Source organism: Clostridioides sp. LIBA-2809, assembly GCF_056688965.1.
In genome coordinates this window covers 4,205,399-4,223,298 of record NZ_CP197004.1, presented here as the reverse complement: position 1 = coordinate 4,223,298, position 17,900 = coordinate 4,205,399, and the positions used below count along the sequence as shown (strand labels likewise).

General features: G+C 28.2%; 19 protein-coding genes. 17 read left to right on the top strand and 2 right to left on the bottom strand.

Features of this window, described 5'->3' with window-relative positions; genetic code table 11:
* Window positions 1–25: 25 nt before the first annotated feature.
* Window positions 26–643 (top strand): DUF488 domain-containing protein, encoded by a 618-nt coding sequence (locus tag ACTG44_RS19885; RefSeq protein WP_021386531.1) that lies wholly within the window; start codon window positions 26–28, stop codon window positions 641–643.
* A gap of 149 nt (window positions 644–792) precedes the next feature.
* Here ACTG44_RS19885 and ACTG44_RS19880 read toward each other — a convergent pair whose 3' ends face one another.
* Window positions 793–1,245, bottom strand: coding sequence for a staygreen family protein (locus ACTG44_RS19880; protein WP_021386525.1), 453 nt, complete (start codon window positions 1,243–1,245; stop codon window positions 793–795).
* A gap of 460 nt (window positions 1,246–1,705) precedes the next feature.
* On the opposite strand from ACTG44_RS19880, the gene ACTG44_RS19875 reads away from it, so the two are divergent.
* The 10 genes from ACTG44_RS19875 (at window position 1,706) to ACTG44_RS19830 (ending at window position 10,244) form a co-directional block, all read left to right on the top strand.
* Window positions 1,706–3,064 (top strand): MATE family efflux transporter, encoded by a 1,359-nt coding sequence (locus ACTG44_RS19875; RefSeq protein ID WP_021386539.1) that lies wholly within the window; start codon window positions 1,706–1,708, stop codon window positions 3,062–3,064.
* A 270-nt stretch (window positions 3,065–3,334) separates the two neighbouring features.
* Window positions 3,335–3,715, top strand: coding sequence for a VOC family protein (locus ACTG44_RS19870; RefSeq protein ID WP_021386535.1), 381 nt, complete (start codon window positions 3,335–3,337; stop codon window positions 3,713–3,715).
* A gap of 124 nt (window positions 3,716–3,839) precedes the next feature.
* Window positions 3,840–4,040, top strand: coding sequence for a hypothetical protein (locus ACTG44_RS19865; RefSeq protein WP_003420681.1), 201 nt, complete (start codon window positions 3,840–3,842; stop codon window positions 4,038–4,040).
* 197 nt (window positions 4,041–4,237) lie between these two features.
* Entirely contained in the window at window positions 4,238–4,966 is a 729-nt protein-coding gene (locus ACTG44_RS19860; protein WP_021386545.1) for an ABC transporter ATP-binding protein, read from the top strand.
* A gap of 21 nt (window positions 4,967–4,987) precedes the next feature.
* Window positions 4,988–5,905: a SufB/SufD family protein gene (locus ACTG44_RS19855; protein ID WP_021386538.1), complete on the top strand. Its 918-nt coding sequence runs from the start codon at window positions 4,988–4,990 to the stop codon at window positions 5,903–5,905.
* Between the two features lie 141 nt (window positions 5,906–6,046).
* Entirely contained in the window at window positions 6,047–7,231 is a 1,185-nt protein-coding gene (locus ACTG44_RS19850) for an amidohydrolase family protein (protein WP_479921081.1), read from the top strand.
* A 107-nt stretch (window positions 7,232–7,338) separates the two neighbouring features.
* Window positions 7,339–7,527 (top strand): ferredoxin, encoded by a 189-nt coding sequence (locus ACTG44_RS19845; protein WP_003422320.1) that lies wholly within the window; start codon window positions 7,339–7,341, stop codon window positions 7,525–7,527.
* Between the two features lie 148 nt (window positions 7,528–7,675).
* Entirely contained in the window at window positions 7,676–8,326 is a 651-nt protein-coding gene (locus ACTG44_RS19840) for an HAD family hydrolase (RefSeq protein WP_021386553.1), read from the top strand.
* Between the two features lie 102 nt (window positions 8,327–8,428).
* A complete protein-coding gene (locus ACTG44_RS19835) occupies window positions 8,429–9,367 on the top strand; it encodes an SDR family oxidoreductase (protein ID WP_479921080.1) in 939 nt (312 codons plus the stop codon).
* 121 nt (window positions 9,368–9,488) lie between these two features.
* Window positions 9,489–10,244: a metallophosphoesterase gene (locus tag ACTG44_RS19830; protein WP_021386541.1), complete on the top strand. Its 756-nt coding sequence runs from the start codon at window positions 9,489–9,491 to the stop codon at window positions 10,242–10,244.
* 244 nt (window positions 10,245–10,488) lie between these two features.
* On the opposite strand, the gene ACTG44_RS19825 is transcribed toward ACTG44_RS19830, so the two are convergent.
* A complete protein-coding gene (locus tag ACTG44_RS19825; RefSeq protein ID WP_479917804.1) occupies window positions 10,489–11,223 on the bottom strand; it encodes a tRNA 2-thiocytidine biosynthesis TtcA family protein in 735 nt (244 codons plus the stop codon).
* Between the two features lie 125 nt (window positions 11,224–11,348).
* Here ACTG44_RS19825 and ACTG44_RS19820 point away from each other — a divergent pair, with 125 nt between their 5' ends.
* The 6 genes from ACTG44_RS19820 (at window position 11,349) to ACTG44_RS19795 (ending at window position 17,869) form a co-directional block, all read left to right on the top strand.
* A complete protein-coding gene (locus ACTG44_RS19820; protein WP_479917803.1) occupies window positions 11,349–12,065 on the top strand; it encodes a M15 family metallopeptidase in 717 nt (238 codons plus the stop codon).
* Between the two features lie 136 nt (window positions 12,066–12,201).
* Window positions 12,202–12,894 (top strand): response regulator transcription factor, encoded by a 693-nt coding sequence (locus tag ACTG44_RS19815; protein ID WP_479917802.1) that lies wholly within the window; start codon window positions 12,202–12,204, stop codon window positions 12,892–12,894.
* Window positions 12,895–12,964: 70 nt separating this feature from the next.
* A complete protein-coding gene (locus ACTG44_RS19810) occupies window positions 12,965–14,071 on the top strand; it encodes a sensor histidine kinase (protein ID WP_479921079.1) in 1,107 nt (368 codons plus the stop codon).
* Between the two features lie 274 nt (window positions 14,072–14,345).
* A complete protein-coding gene (locus ACTG44_RS19805; RefSeq protein ID WP_021386558.1) occupies window positions 14,346–14,801 on the top strand; it encodes an S-ribosylhomocysteine lyase in 456 nt (151 codons plus the stop codon).
* A complete protein-coding gene (locus tag ACTG44_RS19800) occupies window positions 14,791–15,516 on the top strand; it encodes a vitamin B12 dependent-methionine synthase activation domain-containing protein (RefSeq protein ID WP_021386524.1) in 726 nt (241 codons plus the stop codon). The genes ACTG44_RS19805 and ACTG44_RS19800 overlap by 11 nt, the downstream gene beginning before the upstream one ends.
* Window positions 15,488–17,869 carry a homocysteine S-methyltransferase family protein gene (locus tag ACTG44_RS19795; protein WP_021386551.1) on the top strand — a complete coding sequence of 794 codons (2,382 nt, stop codon included), beginning with the start codon at window positions 15,488–15,490 and terminating at the stop codon, window positions 17,867–17,869. The genes ACTG44_RS19800 and ACTG44_RS19795 overlap by 29 nt, the downstream gene beginning before the upstream one ends.
* Window positions 17,870–17,900 lie beyond the last annotated feature (31 nt).

The following is a 17,900-nucleotide window of genomic DNA, read 5'->3' as shown; positions in this document are numbered from 1 at the left end:
ATTTTTAAGAATAGTAGGTGATTATATGGAAATATTTGCGATAGGACATTCAAATTATCCCTTTAGTAAACTTATTGATATGATAAAAAAGTACAATATAAACTGTGTAGTTGATATTAGAGAAACTCCATATTCTAAATATAATATTCAATATAATAAAGAGGCATTTAACGAATCTCTTAGAGAATCTGGATTTGTATATATATACATGGGTAAGGAGTTTGGAGCAAAAAGGACTAACAAAGATGTATATACAGAAGAAGGTTATGCAGATTTTGAAAAGGTAATTGAGGAAGAGATTTTTTTAAAAGGGATAGAAAGATTAAAAAAGGGATGTCAGATGGGATATAAAATAGTTTTATTAGGAGCAATGCAAGAGCCTATACGATGTCATAGAAGCATTTTGCTAGGTAAGGTACTGAATAAAGAAGGTTTTGATGTAAAATATATAATGCATGAGGGACATTTAGCAACTCAAGAAGATATAGAAGAATCATTATTGGATAAGTATTTTAGTGATAGAAAACAACTTAGTATTGATAATTTATTAGGGAATGCGTTGACAAGAGAAGAAATGATACAAGAAGGCTATAAATTAGCAAACAAAGAGATAGGATTTAGAACAGAAAAAATAAGTAAATAGAAATATTAAGTACTAAAAATTATCTTAAATAATAAAATGTGATAAAATTGTAACAGATAAACATGATGTACTGATTAATAATGTTACTATAATTTAATAATATGATTTAGTTTATGATATTGTTTCAAATAGTACATCATGTTGTAATGTTACAAAATAAAATTTCTAATACTGCCATAATCAACAGTTCTATTAAGTGTAGGATGACTGGATATAAATCTAACTGTAATTTTTGAGTTTAATAAACAAGAGTTAGAAATGAAGAATATTCTATCTCCAATTGCAATAGAAGTAATTGCAATTGGAAGAATATTAACAAAAGCATCATATCTATTTCTAGCAATTTCATAAGGGTAGTTTCCAACAAAAACGAATAGATTTAAATCATATATGTCACCAACAACCCAAGCCCATTGACCATAAACTTTATCAATACTTACTGTTCCTAAACCAAGTGTATCGAAGTAGGTTGCTATAGTTAAATAAATATTGCTCATATTTTCTGAGTATGAAACAGTGTATCTTCTAAAACGTATAGGAGCTGTAGCAGAAACAGGATAAACCATATTTACATTTAAATTATTTGCATTCAAATTAACCAAAGTATCACATCCTAAAAATAGTCTATAAAATACAATATTAAATTGAGTCAGTTTTGTTACATTTATATTGTAAGATTTTATATTTTAGCTTATCTTTTATATAAATTGGAGTAATCAAAACATGGATAAATATGGATAAATGTGTGACATGTATTTATTGTGATTATTACACAATAATGATACAATATTAACGAAATATAGCTATCTTTTATAATAGTTAATTATACTAATTGTCTAATTTAAATATATAAATATTTAAATTCTAGTATCCATAAAAAATAATAAACATAAAATAATTATAAAGATGTACTGTGTTCAAATGATATTAAACAAGAATAATATTATTTGGACATAGTATATTATGATGTCAATAATATAATTTTAACTTTAAAAACCAACTTAAAGTTTGATAAGTTAACTAAAATTTAAATTTACATAAATGGGGAAAAGAGGGAGAAGTATGTTTATAAGGAAAAATGTTATAAAATTAGCAATTCCTATAATGATAGAGCAGACATTTGTCATGCTTCTAGGGGTATTTAATACGATGATGGCAGGTCATATTGGAGAAGAGGCTGTATCTGCAGTTGGAATGGTTGACTCAATAAATAATATATTTATATCTGTATTTGCTGCACTATCTGTTGGTGCAACTGTTGTTGTAGCTCAACAGATAGGTAAAAGGGATAGTGAAAAAGTGAATGAAACTATCAAGCAAGCTCTAGTATCTGGAGTAATACTATCATTTACAATAACAATATTAATGTGGGTTTTTAGAACGGGTGTAATTAATTTATTTTATGGTTCAGCAGAAGAATTGGTAAAATCAAATGCAAAATTATACATAGAATTTACATTATTTACGTATCCATTTATTGCAACACAACAAATAGCAAATGGTATTTTAAGAGGATGTGGAGATGTAAAGAAACCTATGTATGTTACTATGTTTATGAATATAGTAAATGTAACATTAGGATATATACTTATATATGGCATTGATTTAAACCCTCTAGGTATAAATCTACAAACACCATCTTATGGTATAACAGGTGCAGCTATGTCTATTGCTATAGCTAGAATAATTGGATGTATAGTTATTATAAGAGCTTTATTTAAAGGAAATGAATTTATATCTATAGGTAAAATATTTCCATTTAAGATTGATATTGAAACTCAAAAATCTATATTTAATATAGGAATACCAGCAGGCGTTGAACAATTACTTTTTAACGCAGGGAAATTAATTGTTCAAGTGTTTATAGTTACTATGGGTACCTCAGCAATTGCATCCAATGCAATAGGAATGTCAATTGCATCTATCATAAATGTAATAGGAAATGCTTTGGCCTTATCTGCAACGACATTGGTAGGTCAGTATATAGGGCGTGGAGATATTAAAGGGGCTAAAAGTACTCTCTTATACCTAACTAAATTTGCAACAATTTGTTTATTTGTAGTAGGAGCTATATTTATACCAATTGCACCTTGGATTTCAAGTATGTATACTCAAAATACTAGTGTAATTGCTGTATCAACACAACTGATTCGAAGTGATTGTTTAGCTATGGTAATATGGCCTATATCATTTGTATTGTCAGCAGGGTTAAAAGGGGCTGGAGATACAAGATATACAATGATGACAGCTATAATAGGCATGTGGATTTTTAGAATTTTTACAGGTTATGTATTGGGAGTTGTGTTAGAATTTGGAGTACTTGGTATTTGGATAGGTATGTACACAGATTGGCTTGTTAGAGGAACGTTATACTGTTTAAGATTAAGAGGAACAAAATGGCTAAAACATAAAATTGCATAGGATATATAAAATCACTTTTAGATATAAAACACTATTTAAGAGTGATTTTTAGTGTACATATTTTCATAATTATAAGTATGATACAGAATGATTAAATCATATAAATAAAGTCTATAATAATATGGGATAAATAAATTACATTATAGTTTAGAATTATATAATATGGGATAAATATTAGAAATATATATCTATAGAAAATAATATATATGGGTATATTATTAAATATAAAAAATATTAGATATTTATTTAATAATAAAGGTGGGTATTGTTATGATAAATAAAATAGGAAAGATAAGCCTCTATGTAAACAATCAAGAGGATGCAAAATTGTTTTGGACAGAAAAATTAAACTTTGTAGTAACTTATGAAAAGGAAATGGGCCCAAATGTGAAATGGTTAGAAATAGCACCAAGCAAAAATGAGTTTACGACATTTGTACTGTATGATAAAAATCTAATGATGAAACAAAATAAAGAGATAGATTTATCTCATCCGTCAATAATTTTAAGTACAAGAGATATTAATGGAACTTATGAACAAATGGCTAATAATGAAGTTGAGGTTGGTGAACTAATGGAAATGCCTTATGGAAGGATGTTTTCATTTAAAGACCAAGATGGAAATGATTATTTGGTTAGAGAGGATAAATAATTTTACAAAGTATTAAATTTACTCGATATCTGATATAATTAGAGACAATAATTATTATAAGTTAGTCTAAGACTAGGTTTATATAATTAAAAATCAATTGTAAATTTTGAGTAGAGGTGATAAAATGTTTAAGAAAATGGCAGTGTTAAAAGATATAGCAACTAAAATAGGACGTAAAAAAGCTTATGAGTTATTAGAAATGGTTGAAGGTAATGATGCTTTTGTAGCTGAGGTAAAGATAAAAAAGAATGGAATAGAATCTAAAAAAGAAGAGATTATGTTAAAAGATAATCAAAAAATAATACTAGAGTATATAGAAGGTTAATTTTTCAAATACATATAACTTTATAATAAGAACTTTTTAAGATGAGTCAGTATAAGACTCATCTTTTTTGTTTTTTAATAAGTCTGTTTTATTATTTAATACATATTTTGTCTCTTTGGAGTTGCTGGTATATAAAAATTACTGATATAATAAAAGAATGGATATCAATGTAATATTTTACAGAAAAGAGGGGTATTATGCTTGAAATAAAAAATCTTTCCTTTAATGTTGAGTCTAACAATGAGGAACTAGGAATAATAAATGATGTTAGCCTTTCATTTGAGAGAGGAAAACTTATTGTTATCACAGGGCCAAATGGTGGAGGAAAATCTACAATTGCTAAACTTATCATGGGAATTGAAAAAGCCACTAGTGGTCAGATAATTTTAGATGGAGAAGATATAACAAATCTTAGTATTACAGAAAGAGCAAAGAAGGGGATAGGATATGCATTTCAACAACCACCAAGAATAAAAGGTATGACAGTTGAAAATCTACTTACACTTGCTCATGGAAAACCATTGTCTACAGATGTATGTTGTCAATATCTTACGGATGTTGGATTGTGTTCAAAAGACTATTTAAACCGTGAAGTTGATAACTCTCTCTCTGGAGGAGAAATGAAAAGAATTGAGATAGCAACTCTTTTTGCTAGAGATTTAAAGGTTTCTATATTTGATGAACCTGAAGCAGGGATAGACCTTTGGAGTTTTGGAAAGCTTAATGAAAGTTTTAAGAAAATCCACGAAGAGTCTGACCAGACTATAATCATAATTTCTCACCAAGAAAGAATATTAGAGTTAGCTGATGAAATAATCGTTTTACAAGATGGTTCAGTAAAAAGTCATGGAACAAAAGATGCTATATTACCTGAAATCATGTGCCAAGTTAATTCAAGTTGTGAATTAATGAAAGATATGAATTAATTAGAAAGGAAGGCAAATTAAATGAATAAAACAGATTTAAATCTTTTAGAAAAAGTTGCTGAACTTCGTGGAACTCCATTAGGAGCATACAATATACGTAAAAATGGGCAAGGAATAGAGAGACACTCAACTGAAAATGTAACTATAGTTCCTAAAAAGGATAAACCTGGAATTGATATTATAGTAAAGCCAAATACAAAAGGCGAAAATGTCCATATACCAGTAATAGTAACAGAAGCTGGTGTACAGGATATGGTTTATAATGATTTTGAAATTGGAGAAAATGCAGATGTTGTTATAATTGCTGGATGTGGAATACATAATTGTGGTTGCGATGATAGTGAACATAATGGAATACATAGATTTTTCTTACGTAAAGGAGCTCGCTTAAAATATGTAGAAAAACATTATGGTGAAGGTGATGGAGAAGGAAAGAAAATTTTAAATCCAGTTACTATTGTTAATATGGATGAAGATTCATATTGTGAGATGGAAACAATTCAAATTAAGGGTGTAGATTCGACTAAAAGGGAAATGGATGCAAACCTAGGTAAAGGAGCTAAAATAGTAGTATTTGAAAAATTATTGACTCATGGAAATCAAGTTGCTGAGTCTAATATGAAGGTTGTATTAGAGGGAGAAAATTCCTCTGCTCAAGTAATTTCTCGTACAGTTGGACAAGATAATTCTAAACAAAAATTCAATCCTTGTGTTATTGGGGATTCTCTTTGTTCTGCACATGTTCAATGTGATTCAATAATCATGGGAAATTCTCAAATTAGTGCCATACCTGAGATTGCTGCAAATCATCCAGATGCTCTCTTAGTACACGAGGCGGCTATTGGAAAAATTGCAGGAGACCAAATACTAAAGATGATGACATTAGGTCTTACTGAAGAAGAAGCTGAACAACAAATACTTAATTGTTTCTTAAAGTAAATTGAAGTTTTTATTTAATTTAACATAATGAATATAGTATAATATAATGAATAAGTCTAAATTATTTTTATTTTTAGACTTATTTTCTTTATGTAAGAAAAACTATTAGAGAAATTATACTGTAATTAGGATGTGGAATAAATGAAAAATTTACTTATAAGAAATGGGACAATAATATCTCCAAAAGATGGTATCAAGTTTGAAAAAAAAGATATCTTGGTTTTGCATGGGAAAATATATGCTATTGGATTGAATCTCAAAGAAAAGATAAGAAAAGAGAAATTACTTACAAATAAAGAATTTGAGATAATAAATGCTGATAATATGTATATTTCTCCTGGATTTATAGATGTTCACACCCATTGTTATAAGAGAAAATTACCTACAGGTATGGACTCTGATTCAATTGGAATTGAAAAAGGTTCAACAGTCATATTTGATGCAGGTACAGCAGGTCCTTTAAATTACTATGATTTTAAGAAAAAGTATATGGATGAGTGTAAAACTGAAGTGTATTCATTTCTAAACGTAACAAATGAGGGACTAAATATATTAAACGAATCAACCTCTTTAGATGTTATAAATTTTGATAATGTTGAGTCTATTGTAGAAAGAAATATGGAAAAGATAAAAGGGATAAAAGTAAAAGCAAGTAGGTTTCAATCTAATGAAAATGGGATAGATATAGTTAAAAAATCAAAGCAAGTTGCTAAAAAATTAAATTTACCATTAGTGGTATATATAGGTGAGCATCCATCATATATAGATGAAGTAATGAATATTTTGGGAAAAGGAGATGTGGTTACACCTGTATATGGAAATAGCACACATGGAATATTTAATGAATTTGGCACATTGAGAGAGTCAGTAATAAATGCAAAGAATCGAGGCGTATTATTTGACGTGTGTCATGGATTAGACCAGTTTGATTTTAAAGTTTTTAAAAAAGCAGTAAATCAAGGATTAGAACCAGATTTAATAAGCACTGATATGCATATAAAAAATATGAAAGACATAAATTATTCTCTTTTAAATGTTATAAATAAAATTATGGAACTTGGAATATCTTTAGAAAAATGTATAGAAAAAGTAACTGAATATCCAACAAAGATTTTCGATTTACATGGAAGTAAAGGTAGAATAAAGGTTGGTGGAGAAGGCGATTTTACTATATTTACAATGGAAAAGAGCAACGATATTATAAGAGATTATAATGATAATGAACTCACTTTAAATAGAAAGTTAAGTTTACAATATACTGTAAAATCATGGATGAAAAGTAGCGAAGTTTATAGACATGGATATGAAGATACTATAATAAACTAAGCAATAGTGATAAAATAATAAATATATGTTTAAATTGGCATATATTGGATAAATATCTTAAGGAAACAATAATTAAAAAATGATAATTTTAGGGGAGGTATTTTAGTATGAAAGCATTTGTTGATAAGGATGTATGTGTAGCTTGTGGAGCGTGTATAGGAACATGTCCAGACGTTTTTAGTATGAGTGATGAAGGACATTCAGTTGCAATTGAAGGAGAAATACCAGCAGATTTACAAGATTTATGTAAAGAAGCAGAAGAAGGATGTCCAGTTTCAGCTATAACAGTTAAATAGAGCTATTCAAATTTATTTTAAAACTAAATATGTAAGATTTAATTGTTATTTAAGCTATAGTATTAGAAAATTCTATTACTATAGCTTTTTAAAATATATAAATATAAAATATAAGATATTACTTTTTATAAATATGGAGGATTTAAATATGAAAAAAAACTATGAAATAGTATTGTTTGATTTGGATGGAACGCTTACAGACCCTAAAGAAGGAATAACAAAGTCTATTCAATATTCTTTGGATAGTTTTGGTATAAAAGAAGATTTAGATAACTTGGAACAATTTATAGGACCACCCTTATATGATACTTTTAAAGAATATTATAAATTTGAGGATGAAAAAGCTAAAAAAGCTGTTGAAAAATATAGAGAATATTTTTCAGATAAAGGAATATTTGAAAATAAAATTTACAAGAATGTAAAAGAAATATTAGAAATGTTATATAAAAAGGGTAAAATATTATTAGTAGCTACTTCTAAACCAACAGTTTTTGCAGAAACTATACTTAAATATTTTGAGATAGATAGATATTTCAAATATATAGCAGGTAGTAATCTTGATGGGACAAGAGTAAATAAAAATGAAGTTATACAATATGTATTAGATTTATGTAATGTGGAAGATAAAGATAAAGTTATCATGGTTGGAGATAGAAAATATGATGTAATTGGTGCAAAAAAAATAGGCATAGATTCTATTGGAGTGTTGTATGGATATGGTTCGTTTGAAGAGATTAGTGAAAGTGAACCTACTTATATTGTAGAAAGTGTAGATTCTATAAAAGATATTTTGCTATAAACATCTTTTATAAACAAAAATAATACAAAATACTGTAGCATATTTAAAAATATGATATTATAATTAAGGAAGTCATTTAAAAAAGAGGAGGATGCACTTAAAATGAAATCTATTTTAATTATGGGTGGAAGCGACTTCATAGGTTCTGCACTTGCTAAGCGTTTAATTAAATGTGGGTATCAAATTGATATACTTACAAATGGTAAAAAGGAAATAGATTATACAGGTTTTAAAGAACATCTAATTTGTGATAGAAAAGTTCGCAAAGATATGGAAAACATTATCAGGGGAAGAAAGTATGATTACATATATGATATGACGGCATATACAAAAGACGATGTAAGTAATCTTATTGATTTTTTAAGCATAGATAGCCTAAAGAAATATATAGTATTGTCAGCAGGAGCAGTATACAAAGATAGTGGGAGAAATGTTAAAGAAGAAAATGAGAAGGGTGAAAATGAAAACTGGGGAAAATATGGTCTAAATAAAAAAGAAGCAGAGGATTTTGTTATAAGTAGCTCTATACCATATATAATTATTAGACCAACTTATATATATGGCGAAAATAATAATTTATATAGAGAATATTATTTCTTCGAAAAAATAGAAAAAAATGAAAAAATACCAGTGCCAAAAGGAAAACAAGTGAGTAATCAATTTATATATATTGGTGATTTGGTAAAGGTATTAGAAAGTATAATGAAAAATCCTCATGTAAGAGAGGCTTATAACGTAACAAATCCACAGTTAATTTCTTGGGATGAACTTATACATACATGTGGAGAAGTTATTGGTAAAGAACCTATTATAAAGTATGTAGATATGGAAAAAGTGGAGTTTAGAGAAAGAACCTATTTCCCATTTAGAAATATAGACTTCAATCTTGATATAAATAAGCTTATTGAACATGGGCTTTATATACCAAATGTATTATTAAAAGAAGGGCTTACAGCGACATATAAATGGTTTTTAGCTAATAAGCCAAAAATGCATGACAGAAAAATGGACAAAGTTGAATCTGTAATGCAAATAGTTTAAGAAAGTAAATAAGTAGGTAGATGCTTTGAATTTAAAAGTTAAGTCTTTTTTAAAAATTTTTATACTGATAGTTATTTTGATTTTTATATACTCAGTTGCGATAGAACCGAGTCTATTAATTGTGAAAAAATATAGTATAAGTGAAAGTGGAGATTTGGTAAAAAATGATACAGTAAAGCCCAAATCTGAAAGTATAAAAGTAGTTCAAATTACAGATACTCAAATAGGAAGTTTTTACTCAACTAAGAACCTTAAGAAAGTAGCTAATAAGATTAATGCTTTAAATCCAGATATAATAGTATTTACTGGTGATTTAATTGATTATTCCAATAAAAATCCAGATATAGATGAAATTACAACTATTTTATCAAGTATGAATGCTAGGTTGGGAAAATTTTCAGTATTCGGCAATCATGATTATATGTATAAACTTCCTAGGTATTATAGACAGATTATGAAAAATTCCAACTTCAATCTTTTGATAAATGAAAATAAAAAAATAAAATTAGCTGAGGACAAATATATTAACATATTAGGTGTTGATGAAATATTAAATGGAAATCCTAATATAAAATATCTGGAGAATAAAACTGATAAGAAAAATTTTAATTTATTGTTGGCACATGAACCAGATTTAGTTGATATGCTCAGTAAGGATGCGATGAATTTAGTTTTATCTGGGCATAGCCATGGTGGTCAAATAAGAGTACCTTTTAAAGGAGCTCTAGTTACTCCTCCATATGGGAGAAAATATACTAAAGGGTTTTATGAGATAAATGGAAATCATTTATATGTAAGCTCAGGACTTGGAAGTACAAAGCTACCATTTAGATTTCTTAATATACCAGAGATAGTAGAATTTAACATTCTAATTTAATATGAAATATTATTTTATTTATTAGAATATGTAGAAACTGTAAGAATAGATTGAGTTAAGATACAAAATATTCAAGTTATTATAATTAGTGTATTAGATAATATAGATATTATTAATAACTGTTAAAATATACATTAAAACAATATAAGATAAAAAATAAAAATACAGCAAGATTGTGTAGCTTATATACTGATTATTTATAATTAATACAATCTTGCTTTTTTGTGTGTAAAAATATTAATTACTATTTAAAGTTTTTTATTTTTTCTTTATCCCATATAAATAATTTTTCTGAATTATTTAAAGCACCAAATACATTTCTTTTAAAATCTGGCATTTCTTTGTTTAAATCAGCAATAAGATTTTTTATGTATTCTCTTCTAGTATGACCATTTGCAGGGCATGGATTTGTTATAATAGGATAGTTAGAATCTTTTGAAATCTTTTTAGTCATATACTCTTCTATGTAAATCATAGGTCTTATGACAGTTAAATCTTGTCTATCTAAATATGTTTTTGGAGAAAAACAATTTACTCTGCCTTCATAAAACATAGACATTAAAAATGTTTCAATTGCATCATCTTTATGATGTCCAAGAGCTACCTTGTTACATCCAAGCTTTTTAGCATTATCATTTAAGGCACCTCTTCTTAAATTAGCACATAATGCACAAGGATTTTTTTCTTGTCTTATATCAAATACAATTTCCTTTATATCAGTTTGAAACTCATAAAAAGGCACATCTATTTCCTGACACAACTTATCTAGTGGAGAATTATCAATACCACCAGTATTTAATGTTATAGCTATCAATTCAAAGTTTTGAGGAGAAAATCTTTGATAACTTTTAAGTATATGAAGCAATGTTAAACTATCTTTTCCACCAGAGAGCCCAACAGCAATTTTATCATTTTCTTGTATCATATCGAAGTCTTGTATAGCCTTGCGAGCTTTACTAAGAAGTTTTTGTATAGACATTTTTAGCACCACCTTTCAAAAATATTAAATTTAAGATTTACTTAAGATTTACTTATAAAATACTTAAAATTTATACTCTAAAATTAACATTATAGACAAACATACAAAAAGGAGACGATGTAACCATGAAAAAATTTAAATTAATATTAGCCATTATTATAGTAGTATTTATAAGTGTATTTATATCTAAAGATAAATTTCTTATAAAAGACAAAAACCCAACAGGAACTGCCCAATTTGCTTCAGAAGAAGATGTTGAATCAAATTCCCAAAATAAAAATCACTCAAATAGTATAGCAAATATATTACTGGTAAACAAGACAAATGGAATTGGCAAAGATTATGCTCCCGAAAATATTACTAAAGTAAATATACCTTTTGTTGAAGAAGCAACAGAAGAGGAAAAACAAATGGCAGGAGTACCTGCAAAAGCAGTTGAAGATTTAGTTAAGCAAGCTAAAGAAGAAGGAATACAATTTTTAGGGTCTTCAGCATATAGATCTTACAGTACTCAGCAAGAGACTTATACAAAAAGGGTAAAATCTCAGGGACAGGAAAAAGCAGATGCATATGTGGCAAAGCCTGGTTATAGTGAGCATCAAACTGGACTTTGTATAGACTTAACAAACCCAGAAAGATGGTTTGTTGGGAGTACAAAAGAAGCTATATGGTTGGCAGAAAATGCTCATAAGTTTGGATTTATAATAAGATATCCTAAGGGTAAAGAAGATATAACAGGTACAGCATATGAACCATGGCATATTAGATATGTTGGAAAGGATATTGCCGAGGAAATTTATTCAAAAGATTTAACTTTAGAAGAATATTTGCAAAATAAATAATATAAATATTTAAAGTTAATTGTATAATATTGGAAGTTAAGAAGTGGGTAAATTTAATGGATTACACTAACTAAAGTATAGTATAATTTTATATGAATAAAAACTATATACAAAAGTTAAGTTGGGATGTGTAAAAGTGGAGAATACAATTCTTGTTGTTGATGATGAAAAAGAAATAAGAGACCTTATAGAGATATATCTTTTAAATGGTGGATATAATGTAATTAAAGCTGAAGATGGAGAAGAAGCTCTAGATATTTTAAAAAAAGAAAATATTCATTTAATGGTGTTGGATATAATGATGCCAAAAATGGATGGGATAGAAGTTTGCAGAAGAGTTAGAGAAAGTTTGAATATACCAATACTTATGTTGAGTGCAAAATCAGAAGACATGGATAAAATACAAGGAATAATGACTGGTGCAGATGATTATCTTACAAAACCATTTAATCCACTTGAACTTACTGTGAGAGTGAAATCATTGATTAGAAGAGCATATTATTTTAGTGGAGCTAATAATGACAATAAAAATATCATAGAAGTTGGAGTGGTATTAATAGATAAGGAAAAGCATAGTGTAACAGTAGCTGGAAAGGACATAACTTTAACGTCAAGAGAATTTGATATACTGTACTTATTGGCAAATAATAAGGGAAGAGTATACAGTACAGAAGAAATATTTGAAAAAGTATGGAAAGAGAAATATTATCAATCTAACAATACTGTAATGGTTCATATGAGTAGAATAAGGGATAAAATTGAAAAATATACAGATGGAGAAAAAATAATTCATACTGTATGGGGAGTAGGATATAAAATTGAAAAATAAAAGCTTATTAAATCATATGTTTCGTCCTATAATAGATTTTACGATAAGTTGCATTATTACCTTAATAATTATGCTAACAAGCATTTATATAATAAAAGTGTTATATGTTAATACTGGTTTATCTACAATTAATTATCTTGTATATAATTTAAGAGATTTAAGAGCGTTTATAGGTGAGGGATTATTTTATCCATTTTTATTTGTACTCTCATCATTAGCAATTTATTCTTTAATATCATACAAGAGAAATAAACAACTTGTCGATTTTATAAGAAAAAATAATAAAAAAAATCAGAAGTTAGAAATCATTGTAGATGCTGTAAATTCAATGGATGAAGGCGATTTACAAAAAAATATAGATATTGAGTATGACTTAGAAGGGTTAAAGGATAAAGAAGTTGATGATATTGATGAACTAGCACATAAAATTAATAGTATTATTCATCAACTTAGAAACATAACTGTTGAAGAGAGACAAGCTCAGCAAACCAAAACAGATTTAATAACAAATGTGTCGCATGATTTAAGAACCCCTTTGACATCAATAATGGGTTATTTAGGATTGATAGAAGAAGGTAAGTATAAAGATGAAGTACAGATGATGTATTATATTAATATTGCATATGAAAAATCAAAAAGTTTAAATGTACTTATAAATGATTTGTTTGAGTTGACAAAAATGCAAAATAACACAATAAGATTAAATAAAATAGAAATAAATTTAGTAGAATTATTAAGTCAGATAGTATCTCAATTTGAAATTTATTTTAAACAGGAATTCATGGTTAGTAGAGCTAATTTTAATGAAGAAAAATTAATTGTAAAAGCTGACCCGAATAAATTGGTAAGAGTATTTGAGAATCTTATGACTAATGCTATGAAGTATGGAAAAGATGGACTTTATGTAGACATAGTTACAGAGAAAAAAGGAGATATGGCAGTTGTAAAGGTCATAAATTATGGAGAACCAATTCCAGTATTAGATTTACCAAACATATTTGATAGATTTTATAGAGTTGAAAAATCAAGAAATAGAAATGCTGGAGGGTCTGGACTGGGTCTTGCAATTACAAAAAATATTGTGAACTTACATGATGGACAAATCACCGTTTTAAGTGATAAACATCAAACTGTATTTGAGGTACAACTACCACTAATACAATCAGTTGAGTTATAAAATAAAAGCATATTTATATGTATAAATAATATAGCAATAAAGTGTTTACAAAAATAAAAAAGTAATATATAATTTAAGTCAGTTTAATAAGATACTTATCAAGAGTTAGGGGAGAGAGTTAGCTCGGTGATCCTATACCAACCTTTTATCAGGTGGTCCTGCTAACAACGATGAGACGATTTGAAATAATATACTCTTCTTATCAATAATGGATAGGGGGAGTTTTTTTTAGAATTAATATAATAAATTTTAAATGATAATGGAGGATTAAATAATGGAAAAAGTGGAAAGTTTTAAGTTAGATCATACAAAAGTAAAGGCCCCTTTTGTAAGAAAGTGTAGTGTACTTGATGGAGTAAAGGGAGATAAAGTAAGTAAATTTGACCTAAGATTTTTACAACCAAATGTAGAAAGCTTTGGAACTGCTGCTATGCACGGTTTAGAGCATCTTTTAGCAACTTATTTAAGAGACACACTAGAGGGTGTAATAGATTTATCTCCAATGGGATGTAGAACAGGATTTTATTTAATACTGTGGGGAGACGTAGATGCCAATACAGTTAAGGTTGGTTTAGAAGAAGCGTTAAAAAAAGTGGTTGAATCAGATGAAATGCCAGCAGCTACAGCAATAGAATGTGGAAACTACAGAGATTTATCTTTATTTGGAGCAAAAGAATATGCAAAAGATGTTTTGGATAAAGGATTTTCTTTAAATATATATGGAGAATAATTTTATTGAAAAAGGAAATATAAACATAAATCAAAGTGAAGTTTTAAGATACTTACAATACAGAGGTCAAGAGATAGATAAAGACCTTAAAGATACTATTGATGAATGTGTAGATATAACTAAAAATAAAATAAATCCTAGATATTTATCTAGGATTTATCCTATTAAAATAAATAAAGATAATGTTGTAGAGTTAGAGGGAACAAATTTAACATTAAAAAGTAAAGACATATATGAACTTTTAAAAGAATGTAATGAATGTGTAATTATGGCAGCTACCCTAGGATTAGAGATAGAAAAAGAAATAAAAAGACATTCTTATTCAGATTTAACAAAAGGACTAATAATAGATTCATGTGGAACAACAGCAATAGAAGAAGTATGTGACATCGTTCAAGATAATGTAGAAAAGGTTTTTTCAGAACAAAATAAATTTATAACTATGCGATATAGCCCAGGATATGGAGATTTACCAATAGAGAAAAATATAGACATATTAAATGTTTTAAATGCTCAGAAACAAATAGGTCTAACAATTACCTCCAATGGAATTATGATACCGAGAAAGTCTGTAGTGGCTATCATAGGCATTTCTAATATAAAAATAGGTGAATCTAAAAAAGAAAAATCGTGTGAAAATTGTAAAAACTATAGAAACTGTACATATAGAAAAGGAGCGAATTCTTGTGGAAATAAGACAATATCTAAAGAATAATATACTAATATTTGATGGCGCAATGGGAACAATGCTTCAACAAAAAGGTTTAAGGTTAGGTGAAAACCCAGAAGTGTTTGGTATTCAAAATCCAGAAAAACTTATAGAAATACATACCTCATATTTAGAGGCAGGCTCAAACGTAATTCTTACAAATACTTTTGGATGTAATGAGCTAAAATTAGATAGTAAGTATACAGTAGAAGAAGTTATTGATAATGCTGTTTCAGTGGCTAGAAAAGCTATAGAAAATGTAGATAATACTAAACCAAGATATGTAGCATTAGATATTGGTCCTATAGGAGAAATGCTAGAGCCTATGGGAACTTTAAGCTTTGATAGAGCATATGAAATATTTAAAAGACAAGTGTTACAGGGGGCTAAGTCTGGTGTTGATGTAATAGTAATAGAGACTATGATGGACTTATATGAAGCTAAAGCAGCTGTATTAGCAGCTAAAGAAAATTCTGATTTACCTGTTTTCTGTACTATGACATTTGATGAAGGTGGAAGAAGTTTTACTGGATGTATGCCAGAGAGTATGGTGGCTACTATAGAAGGATTGGGTGTTGATGCAATAGGAGTTAATTGTTCATTAGGGCCTAAACAACTTTTACCGATAGTTAAAAAAATAGTATCAAGAGCTACAATACCTGTGATGGTTCAAGCAAATGCTGGTTTACCAAATATAGTTGATGGAGAGGCTATATATGATGTTGATGCAAAAGAGTTTTTTGAAGGTGTCAAGAAATTCGTTGAGGTTGGTGCTACTATAATAGGCGGATGTTGTGGTACAAACCCAAGTTTTATAAAAGAAATATCTGATAATATAAATTCTGTTACTAAAGGAAGTATAGAGAAGATTGATAAATGTGTTGTTTGCTCACCATCAAAATTTGTAGAAGTAGAATCACCTATAGTTGTTGGAGAAAGATTGAATCCTACAGGCAGAAAATCTCTACAAGAAGCATTGAAAAATGAAAACGTAGATTATGCAATAAATTTAGGGTTAGAACAAGTGAACGCTGGAGCACAAATATTAGGAGTAAATGTTGGCTTACCAGAGATAGATGAAAAAAAATTAATGCCAAAACTAATAAAAGAAATACAGGCAGTAGTAGATACTCCTTTACAAGTCGATTCTTCCAATGTAGAGGCACTTGAGCAAGGACTTAGATATTATAATGGTAGAACAATAGTAAACTCTGTAAATGGCAAAGAGGAGTCTTTAGAAAGCATATTACCAATAGTCAAAAAGTATGGTTCATGTGTGGTTGGACTTACACTTGATGAGAAAGGGATACCTAAAAAAGCCGAAGAAAGATTTGAAATAGCAAAAAGGATAGTAGATAGAGCAGTTTCTTATGGAATAAAGCCAAAAGATATATTTATAGATTGTTTATCATTAACTGTGTCAGCACAACAAGAAGAAGCAATAGAGACTATAAAGGCTATAACAATGGTAAAGGCATTGGGAGTAAAAACTATATTAGGTGTTTCAAATATTTCCTTTGGACTTCCAAATAGAAAGGCACTTAATGCTTCTTTTCTAACATTAGCTCTAGGGGCGGGACTTGATTTAGCAATTATAAACCCAAATGAATATAGTATGATGGAGGCTATTAATTCTTTTAAAATCTTAAATAATACAGATAAAGGATGTATTAACTATATAAATCAATACAGTAATATAAATAACTCAAAAAAATCAGATTCTACTACTAAAGCTAACAAAGAGTTGTCTCTAGATGTTTTAGTTGAAAGGGGCTTAAAAGATGACGCAAAAAATGTAACGCTGAATCTTTTGAAGGAAAAGGATGAAAATTATATATTGGATGAGATTCTAATTCCTGCCCTTGATAAAGTAGGAAAGAGATATGATAGTGGAGATATATTTTTACCACAATTGATTCAATCAGCAGAAACAGTAAAAGCTTCATTAAATACAATAAAGGAAACTTTATTAAGTAAAAGTAGTAATAATGTATCTAAAGGAAAAATAATAGTTGCTACAGTAAAAGGTGATATTCATGATATTGGAAAAAATATAGTAAAAATAATGTTAGAAAATTATGGATATGAGGTTATTGACTTAGGGAAAGATGTTCCAATTGAAGAGGTAGTAGAAGTTGCTAAAAAAAGAGATATAAAGTTAGTAGGCTTAAGTGCGCTTATGACTACAACTGTCCAAAGTATGAAAGATACAATTCAGGCATTAAGAGATAATGATATAAATGCAAAAGTATTTGTAGGTGGTGCAGTTTTAACAGAAGAATATGCTGAAGAAATGGGTGCTGACTATTATTCAAAGGATGCAAAATCTGCTGTTGAAATAGCAAAGTTAAATTTTTAGCATGTAAATTAAAATAAAGGTTGTGCTAAAT